The sequence below is a fragment of the Prosthecobacter sp. genome, from assembly GCF_049294395.1.
Taxonomy (GTDB): Bacteria; Verrucomicrobiota; Verrucomicrobiia; order Verrucomicrobiales; family Verrucomicrobiaceae; genus Prosthecobacter.
The window spans coordinates 1-9,894 of the sequence record NZ_JBAQCR010000066.1; the positions used below are offsets into that span (position 1 = coordinate 1).

Annotated in this window: 3 protein-coding genes; all 3 read right to left on the reverse strand. The window is 62.0% G+C overall.

What is annotated here, in order from left to right:
* On the reverse strand, positions 1-2,727 hold a 2,727-nt coding region (locus tag WAW39_RS04600; protein ID WP_422316253.1), incomplete at its 3' end, for an NACHT domain-containing protein.
* A gap of 197 nt (positions 2,728-2,924) precedes the next feature.
* Entirely contained in the window at positions 2,925-4,766 is a 1,842-nt protein-coding gene (typA, locus tag WAW39_RS04605) for a translational GTPase TypA (protein ID WP_422316255.1), read from the reverse strand.
* Positions 4,767-5,001: 235 nt separating this feature from the next.
* Positions 5,002-9,894 (reverse strand): beta strand repeat-containing protein (locus WAW39_RS04610; protein ID WP_422316257.1); only part of this gene is annotated, 4,893 nt, incomplete at its 5' end.

Genomic DNA, 9,894 nt, shown 5'->3' on the forward strand with positions numbered 1-9,894 from the left:
TTCATCCTGAACGGCGCGGTGGGCGAGTAGGTCGCGGGTGGTTTGGTCGGGCCACTTCTCTGCCAACGCCTGCAGTGCGGCGCTGCGGGGAGTGGATACTTCATCCTGGACAGCACGTTGGGAGAGCAGGTCGCGGGTGATCTGGTCTGGCCAAAGTTCCAACATGCCCTTGATTGCACCCACACGAACAAACTGGCCAAGCAAAGGGCCCTTTCCAGTTGTGGCTAGAAAGGTAGTTACATCACGGTCTCCAAGAACGACACTGACAAATTTTCCCCAACGAAACTGCCCAGTGTTATTATCATGGAATTGATCGATCTGAGAACGTGCACATTGCGCCAATATTGAATTGCCGGGCCAGCGCATGCCGATTTCCTTAGCAGCAGCAACCACTTCCTCAGAATTCGGCTGGAGCGAAGCATGTCCCTTGGTCATGAAGTGGATAACCCGCTGCATCAAGGCGCTGCCAGATTGTTGCAACCGACTAACATTCCTAGCATCACTTAGACACCAAAGCGCCAGCGGCAATTCCGGTAGCTGCGTGTTCCCATCCCACTTCTCCAAATCCGTTCGCATAGCCAAGTGTTCGACAATCCGTCCGACGAATTGCTCATCGATTTGCCCGCAAATAAGCCGCAGCACCTCGCGCCATTCGTCATCGCGGCAATGCCGGTTGAACAAGGCGATCAGTCCCTCAATGTCCAGCGTCTTGGCCACGTTGAACTGATGCACGAAATCGGCGGCGCAGAAGTATTCCAGAAACGTGCGGTGGACGAAAGCGTAGCTGTCAGCGCCCACGAAGCAGAGAATGAAGTTCCGCAGTCGCAACTGCTCGACCACCGCCCGGGCTGCGGCGCGGGATTGGGCGATGTGAAGCTCGTCTTGCAGATAACCCTCGATCAAGCGGGTGAGCGTCGGGCCATCAATCAAGTTGCCCTTCAGCCCGTCGGGAGCGGCCTGCATGTGCGCGGCGATGCGGCGTAGGAGGTCGGTCTTCTCGCGGAGGCCAATATCGTTACTGATTCCCGGAAAGTTTTCCAAAGCACGTTCGGTGTCCCACTGGTGCAACAGCACACGGGAGGCCTGGGCGTATAGATCGGCCCGGTCGCGCGGCAGTTCCTGATTACGGTTCAGGATAGCCATCATCGTCAGCAGCAGCGGATTGCCGGCTAACATGGCGATGGACTTGGAGTCGCGGACGGCCTTCTGCAAGCGGTCGCGCTTGGGTGCCGCCTGAGCAGGGTCGTCGAAGGTCACCTCGTGCCAGCGCTGCAGGAAGTCGGTGATCTGCACGGCGTCCAGGTCCTGCAGCATGAAGTGCCGGAATTCGGCATCGCGCAGGCGTTGCGCCTGGTAGCCCACGACGCGCGAGGTGACGAGGATGGGCAGATGGGGGAACTGGCTGCTAAAGCGCTGGATGTCATCCATCACTTCCGCCCGAGGCGTTGTGTCAAAGACTTCATCCAGCCCGTCCAGCAGCAGCACGATGCGGCCCGGTTGTGCGAGCAGCTTGGCAAGTAGACCAGCGGGCCATGAATGCCAGACGGGGGCTTCTTCTAAGAAGCGGATGAAATCCTTGCTTTGTTCGCAGCGCCAGCGGCCATAGGCCCCCAAATCAACCACGAGCGGAACCGCCTGCGTGTCCCTTACAGCCGGATCGCTGATTCCAGCCCAGCGTACGGCGAGGTAGCGGATGAGTGCGGATTTGCCAGAGCCGGGATCGCCCAAGATGACCAGCTTCCGTACGGCCCCTGCAGTCGTGGAGCGTAGGGTGTCGTCCACGATTTCCAGCACCGCACGGAGCGGCTGTTGGAAGTATTCTTGGCGCTGCTGGTGCGCCTGTTTCTCGGCTTCGAGGAGTTCCTTTTCACTGATCTCTCCTGTGTCCAAGAAACGGCGCTGGTGTTCCTTGGGAATCTCCAGCAGGCGCGGATTGTATTGGTGGCACTCACGCACGGACTGCGCGACAAAGACGCTCCACAGACGGACCGCATTGTAGGATGCGCCGGTCGTGTCGAGCATCTCGAAGTTCAACTTGTCGTATCGCTTGAGCACGGCGTTCTTGTAACCTTCCGAATCGAACCCGATTGCCAGTGCGGGAGCTGGCGCTGTGCCAGAGCTTGCGAGGTGGGCCGCACGTTGCTCCGCCCAAGGCCGGTCCTCAGCGGCAAGCCACAGATGAAGATCGTGCGCAAGCATGTCGGCGAATCCGGCAGAGGAAGGATATTCCGCATAGAAGATCGGATTGTTCAGATCCTGCATTCGCTTGCGGAAAGCGCGGACTTTCTTCCATTGATCCAACGCTGCATCCGCCTCATCGGGATCGGAGGGCAACTCCAGCTTGTCCACCTTGCGGAAGAACCATTTGATCTCCGGGAAGCCTTTGGTCTGATGGCTATCCATCGCCCAGTTAAACTCTTCCACGGTTCCGGACTCCTCCTTGCCGCTCGGAGAGCCGAAGCGCTGGGCCATGATGCCGATGACCAACGCGAGCGAATCCCGGTACTTGTCCAATGTCTGCTGATTGATGAGCTCCTGCGGCCGGCCCACGCCGGTGGTCGAGTAGTTCTCCCAGTCCACCACGTCGAAGCGTGCGTTCCAGATATGGGCTGTGGAGCGGTTGTAGTCATCGAAGAACTTCCGCACGGCCTGCCGTTCCACCGCCACATCCCCGGGCGAGGCGAGGAAGACATGATACTGGCTGACGGCGTTTGGGGTGGGTTTCATTTCTTTGGCGCGTATCGGATATGCGGAAGCTACCTACTGCTGCAGCGGGTGCAACCGTCATCAGGCGGAGGAGGCTTGCTACAACGGTTGTGCGGTAGCCAGAAAGGTTTACTTCAACTCCGAAGCCAGGCATCAAAAAAGGCCAGAGCGTGATGCTCTGGCCTTTTTGATGATTCCAAATCGGTTGCCGTCGCTGCTTACGCCGCGCCTTCGAGCTGGGCTTCGCTCTTCTTCTTCTCGCGCTGACGCTGGCTGCTGTCGAGGATGCGCTTGCGCAGGCGGATGCTCTTCGGTGTGCACTCGGCGAGTTCATCGGGGGCGATGTACTCAATGGCGCGCTCCAGGCTGAAGCGGACCGGTGGGGAAAGCGCGATGGCCTTGGTGCCGCCGGCTTCACGGAAGTTCGTCAGGTTCTTGCTGCGCGTCGGGTTCACCGGCAGATCGTCTGCACGTGGGTTTTCACCGATGAGCATGCCGTCATAGACGAGTTCACCCGGGCCGATGAAGAGCTTGCCGCGGATCTGGATCGTATCCAGAGCGTAGCTGGTGGCTTCGCCGCCTTCGGTGCTGACGAGAGTGCCCGTGGAGCGCGTCTGCATCGGTCCGGCATGCGGGGCGTACTCCTTGAAGAGATGGCTGTGAATGCCGTGACCGCTGGAAAGGTTCATCAGTTCAAACTCAAAGCCGATCAGGCCACGAGTCGGCACCACGGCCTGCAGGGTGGTGCGTCCGGCGTGGGCGCTCATGTCCTCCAGCTTGCCTTTGCGCTCGTTGATGCACTTCATGATCGGGCCGAGGTATTCATCCGGCACGTCAAGGAACAGAGTTTCAAACGGCTCGCACAGCACGTCGTTGATGCGCTTCATGATCACCATCGGGCGTGAGACCAGCACTTCGAAGCCTTCACGGCGCATCTGCTCAACAAGCACGGCGATCTGCATCGCACCACGCGCGCTGACATCAAAAATGCCGGCGGTGTCGGTGTCCTTGACGCTGATCGTCACATTCATCTTCTGCTCGCGGTCCAGGCGGTCGCGGATCTTGCGGGAGGTCACGTGTTCGCCTTCGCGTCCGGCCAGCGGGCCGTCATTCACCGCGAACTGCATGACGATGGTCGGAGGATCGATGGCCACGAAAGGCAGGGCGGGGGCGTCAGGGGATCCGGCCACGGTCTGGCCGATGTCCACGTCTTCAAAGCCAGAGATGCCAACGATGTCGCCAGCGGTGCCTTCCACGGAGTCACTGGTGGTCAGCGTGGTGTATTGGAAGACCTTGGTCACCTTGACCAGCTTGGCCTTTTCTTCCGGCGTCTTGCCGAGGAGGTAAACGCGATCACCCAGCTTCACGCTGCCGCGGGTCACTTTGCCGATGGCCACACGGCCCACGAAATTGTCCCAGTCGATGTTCGAGACCAGCATTTCAAAGCTGCCTTCGACTTCCGCCTTCGGCGCCGGGATGTGCTCCACGATCTTGCCCAGCAGGAAGGTCATGTCATGCTGCTCGCCCGTTGGGGAATCCGTCACCCAGCCGGCGCGTGCGCTGCCGTAGAGGAAGGCCGCATTGAACTGCTCTTCCGTGGCGTCCAGCTCAAGGAACAGTTCGAGAACCTTGTCGTGAACTTTCTTCGGCTCGATGTTCGGGCGGTCCATCTTGTTGATGAGCACGATGGGCTTGATGCCCTGCTCCAGCGCCTTCTTCAACACGAAACGCGTCTGCGCCTGCGGGCCGTCATAGGCGTCCACCACGAGCATCACACCGTCCACCATCTTCATCACGCGCTCCACTTCGCCGCCGAAGTCGGCATGGCCGGGAGTATCGACGATGTTGATGATGTGGTCGTTCCAGTGAACGGAGGTGTTCTTCGCCTTGATGGTGATGCCCTTTTCCTTTTCGAGATCCATGGAATCCATCGCGCGTTCGGCAATGGCTTGGTTTTCGCGGAAATTGCCACTGGAGCGCAGCAGGCCGTCAACGAGCGTGGTTTTGCCGTGATCGACGTGGGCAATGATGGCGATGTTGCGAATTTTATCAGGGGTCATGGGCAGTTTTGAGGGAAGGGGGGTCGAGAGAATAGCAGCCCCAGAGCCATAGGCAACCACTTCGCTGCACCCGTTTTGTCGCTTTTGAAAGATCGGGGGCGGGTTTGAGGGGCTTTAGGGGCCGGTTTTCGACCCAAAAATCAAGCTGCGCCGGGATGGTTGCGGCGATTCCGTGCGGTCACCGCGCCTGCCCTGAAGGGTGTTTTTTCGCAGCCCGGGCATTTGAAAAAGAGCTTCAGCGGCGGCGTCTTGCCACGAGCAGCGCCAGGCTCAGCCCCAGCAGCAGCGCCCGGGAAGGCTCGGGAGCATTGGCCACCACGATGGAGAGATCCCCCGCGCTGGTGAAGGCGCTGAAGTCCCAGGCAAAACCGGTGCCCGTGAGGTCCGGCAGGATCAGCCCGACCGGGGTGTCGCCACTTCCATACACCAGACCGGTGTAGTTGTAGCGGCTGTCAAACGTCGGCGCTGCTCCCAGTCCGGACCAGTCCAGCAGATGGAAGGTGGCCGTGGCAGTCGGAGTGAAGGCTTCGGCGGTGATGGTGAGGTTCCCGTTGAAATTGACGGTCGTGCTCCCCGTGCCGGTGATCTGCAGCATGTCTGAGACCCCGCCGGGATTGATGCCCAGGACGATCGTGCTGCCCGCCTGGAAGTCGATGCTGCCTGATCCTGCGGTGGGCGTGAAATGCAGTGTGCCGTAGCTGCTTTGCGCCGTGCTGTCTCCCGCTTGAACGGTGGACCCGCTCGCTGCGGTGAAGCTGCTGCCCTGCACATACCCCGTGCCCAGCAGCATGCTGCCTGATTGCACGCTGACCGCACCGGTCCCGGTCTGGCCTGCGCCGTTCGCGCCGACCTGCAGCGCTCCGCCGTTCACCACAGTCGCGCCGGTGTAGGTGTTGGCGCCTGTCAAGGTGGTGGTGCCCGTGCCCACTTTCGTCAGGCCATACTCACCGGAGATGACGGCATTCACCGTCAGGTTCCCGCTGCCACCGATGCTGGAGTCGGATGCCAGTGCCACCGAGGTGACGTTCGCCGTGGCAGTCGCAGTGCCGCCCGTGACAGTGACCGTCGGCGCACTGCTGTAACCGCTGCCGCTGTCCGTGAGATCGACTCCGTTGAGCACGAAGTTTCCATCCACCACCGTGGCTGCCGCGCCTGTGCCGCCGCTGATGCTCACCGTCGGCAGCGAGGTGTAGCCCGTGCCCCCGTTGATCACATTGAGCCCCACGATGGTGAAATGCGTGCTGTTGCCAGAGCCGGTGGGATCGGTTCCTTGAGACAGCACCGTGCCGCCGGTGAACTTGATCGTGGGCGTGCCGGTAAAGCCGCTGCCTGCTGTCAGCAGCGTGATGCTGGTCACCTTGCCGTTGGCGTCGAGGTTGGCCGTGGCCGTGGCCCCGTTGGAAAGCGTGACCGTCGGCGCGGAGCTGTACGTCGTGGTGCCCGACGTGACCGTGTACGAGGCCGTGGTGACGCCCATGTTTGCCGTGACCACCGCACCCGTGCCCCCGCCGCCCGAGACGGTGACCACCGGCGCAAGCACATAGCCGCTGCCGCCTGCGGTGAGGTTCAGGCTGGAAGCGGAAAGCCCCAGCAGCGCCGTGGCTGTGGCGTTTGTTCCCGTCGTCGGTGCATCCAGGCTCACCGTCGCTCCCACGGACCATCCTGTCGTGGTGGCTGAGGGAAGGGTTAACGAAGCAATGCCGCTGCCGATGCTGGCTGCGGTGTCGCTGTTGTTCACCAGCGCCCCGCCGTTGCTCACGCCCGTGCCATTAAGGGTGATCACGCCCTGCACATTGGACTGCCCGTTCAGGTCCAGTGTGGCACCAGCGTTTACCACAGTGCCTGCCGCGCTCGTGGCCAAAGTGGCGCCGTTGTTGCCCAGTGCTGCGGCATTGCCCAGGGCCAGTGCGCCCTGCGCCACGGTGGTCCCGCCTGTGTGGTTGTTCGCTCCACTGAGCACAAAGGTTCCTGCGCCATTCTTGATGAAGCCCAGGTTGTTGTTCGCGCCCGTATTGTTGGTGCCCACACCGCCCAGCGTGCCGCTGTAGGTCTGTGTGCCTGAAGACACGTTGACGTTGAGCAGACTCGTGCTCGTGCTGCTGCCGCCGAGCACCGAGTTATCCGTGCCTGTGCCTGAGGTGTCGAGTCCGGCGATGCTCTGGGAAAAGCCGTTGAGCTGCAGGATGCCGGAGTTGCTGCCGCTGCCCAGCGTCACGCTCGTGCCGGTCGGCAGGCGGTCATTGCCCAGGTTCAGGATCAGCATGCCTGCCTCCACGTTGGTGGCTCCGGAGTAGGTGTTGTTGGCACCGCTCAGGATCAGATTGCCCAGCCCCCCTTTGATCAAAGCTCCCGTGCCGCTGACGCTGCCACTGAGTGTGAGGACGGAGAGGCTGCCTGCCACGCTGGTGCTGCCGCTGCGGTTGCCATTGTCCACCTCAATGAGCGAATCGCTCTGCAGCACGATCTCATTGCCGATGGTGGTCCGGGGATCCAGCAGCGCGGTGCCGACGGTTTGGTCAGACACCCGCAGCGCGCCGTTGCCACCCAGCCCGCGCCCATTGAGCATGATGCGTCCGCCGCTCGCGATGTTGAAGGTGGCGGTGCTATCATCCTCGACGCCCCAGGTCGCGCCGCTGGCCACGGTGACCGAGGCTGCGGAAGTGAGCTGCGAACTGTTGGAGTAGATCGCGGCGTTGTTGATGTAGATGTTCCCCGTGAAGGTGCTGACAGACGAGCCGGTGGTGAATCCGCCTCCGCCCGTCACCGTGAGATTCCCGCTGCCTGAGAGCGCTGCACCAGAGAGCCCCTGCACCGTGGCAAAGCTCAAGGTGCCACCTGCCGGACCGATGTAGATGCTGTGGGCTGCGGCCGTGGGCGTGGAAAACGAAAGGTTGCCGGTGGTCTGCTTCAGGGTGCCGCCATTCAGTATGATGGCAGTCGTGGCCGCGCCCAGATTTCCATTCGCACTCACCGCCACCGTGGCTCCATTGTTGATGACAAGACTGCCGGTGAACGTGTTGGTGGCCGTCAGTGTGACCGTGCCAGAACCAGACACCGTCAATCCGCTGCCGCTGATGACCGAGTGGATGGTCAGCGGACCTGAGCTGCTTTGCTGATTGACGATCACTTCGCCCGTGCTGCTGGTCAGTGTGCCTCGTGTGGTCGAGCTGCCGATGCTGGTGGCTCCCGCCGTGCTGGCAATAAGAATGCCGCCGCTTTCCAGTGTCAGCGTGCCGGGCGTGGTGGCATTGAAAGTCAAAGCCCCGCCGCTGGTGAAGCGCAGCGTGTTCGTGGTGGCTCCTCCGCTGGCCAGCGCGGTGCTGCCGCTCAGGCTCGTGGCCAGGCCGCTGCCAAAGGACGTGGTGTAGCTGCCTGCCGCCAGCGCCGTGATGTTTCCCGCGCCGTCATTCACCGCCCAGTCATCGAGCTTGTAGGTGGCATAGCCGCCCAGGATGCCGCTGGCCGTGTTTGCTGTCGTGGTCGTGATGCTGGCCACTCCCGTGCTGGTGTTGTTGGCGGAGAAATCCACCGTGGCTCCCGTGTTGCGCGTGATCGCCCCCAGATCGAGCGTGGCGTTTTGATCCGTGCCGCTGGTCACATTGATCTGCCCGCTGCCGCCCAGCGGTGTGGCGCTGTTGCCCAGTGTGAGACCATTCACCATCTGCGTAGAGGCCGCCGTGCTGCTGCCGCTGAGGCTGAGGGAGCCTCCATTTAAAGTCAGCGCCGCCGTGCTGCTGAGCTTGGCGTTGTTGGACACGGAATGGTCCAGCAGCAGCGTGCCGCCGCTGACTGTGGTGCCACCTGTGAACGTGTTGCCACTGCTCAGCAGAGCCACCGTGCCCCCTCCGGTGACGGTGAGTGTGTCCGTGCTGCCCGTGGCCGAGACCGCGCGCAGCAGATTGCCATTGATCTGCACCGTGCCACCGCTGGCGGAGTAAAGCGTGAGCCCCTTGGCCGCAGCACTGGCCGTGCCCAGGGTGATGTTGCCAGTGTAGGTCACTGTTCCGGTCGTGTTGAGCCCGCCCACTGTGGCGGTGCCGGTGTTGCCGGATTGCAGCATGATGTTGCGGCCGATCGTCACTCCCGCAGTGTCCATCAGCAGCCTGGCTGAAACAGCGCCGCTCGTGTTGCCCACGAGCACGGCGGTGGTGGCATTGCCCAGCGCACCGGCGCTGCCGCTCGGAGCATTGGCCGAGACGATCAGGGTGCCGCCCAGCACGGAAGTCGCGCCGGTGTAGTTGCTCGTCGAACCCGATAGCACCAGTGTCTGCGTGCCTGCGGAGACCGCAAGAGCACCCGATCCCGTCAGCTTCCCGGAGAAGACGTAGTATCCTGCCAGATTGGTGGTGATGCTGGCCCCCGAGGTCATTGCGATGGTCCCAGCCCCGGCGATGGCGCCCATGGTCTCGCCATTGCCATTGAAGTCAAACGTCGCCCCGCTCTGTACCGTCAGCAGCTGGGCGGCGCTGAAGAGATCGGCGTTGATGCTGCCGGAGAAGCGCACCGTGCCGGTGCCGCCGATGTTAAGATAAAATAGATTGGAGCCACTGCCCAGTGCTCCCAGATTGCCCACGTTGAAACTGCCGGTCGCGCTGTTGTTGTTGATCAAGTTCAGCACGATGCCACCACCGCTCACGCCGCCAGTGTTGGCGTAGGTGACCGCATCCGCCAGTGTGATCGTGCCGGTGCCGCTGTTGATGAAGGTCTGCTTGGTGCCGTTGTTGTAGGTCTGGTTGCCATTGAAAAGCAGCGTGCCGGAGCCCGAGTTCGTCACCGCCGTCTCGCCGCTCCAGGTCATCGGCGCAGAAATCGTGGCGTTCCCCGCGCCCGTGAGCGCCAGCGTGGGCAGCACCGTGTTGCCATTGAGCGGATTGACCACGTTGAGCGCATTGCCTGCGAGCGTGACCGTGCCTGCGCTGTTGTTAAACAGCAGCCGGTTGAACTGAAACGTCCCGCTCAGGTCATTCGTCGCGGTGTAGCTGGAGCTGCCGCCGAAAGTCAGCACCGTCGAGGTGCCGCTCACAGGCGCCGTGGCCGGCAGCCAGCTGGCCGCGTTGCTCCAGTTGTCAGCGCCTGTGTTCCAGACAGATGACTGCGCCCTGATCTCAGCGGCGCATAAAACAGCGGC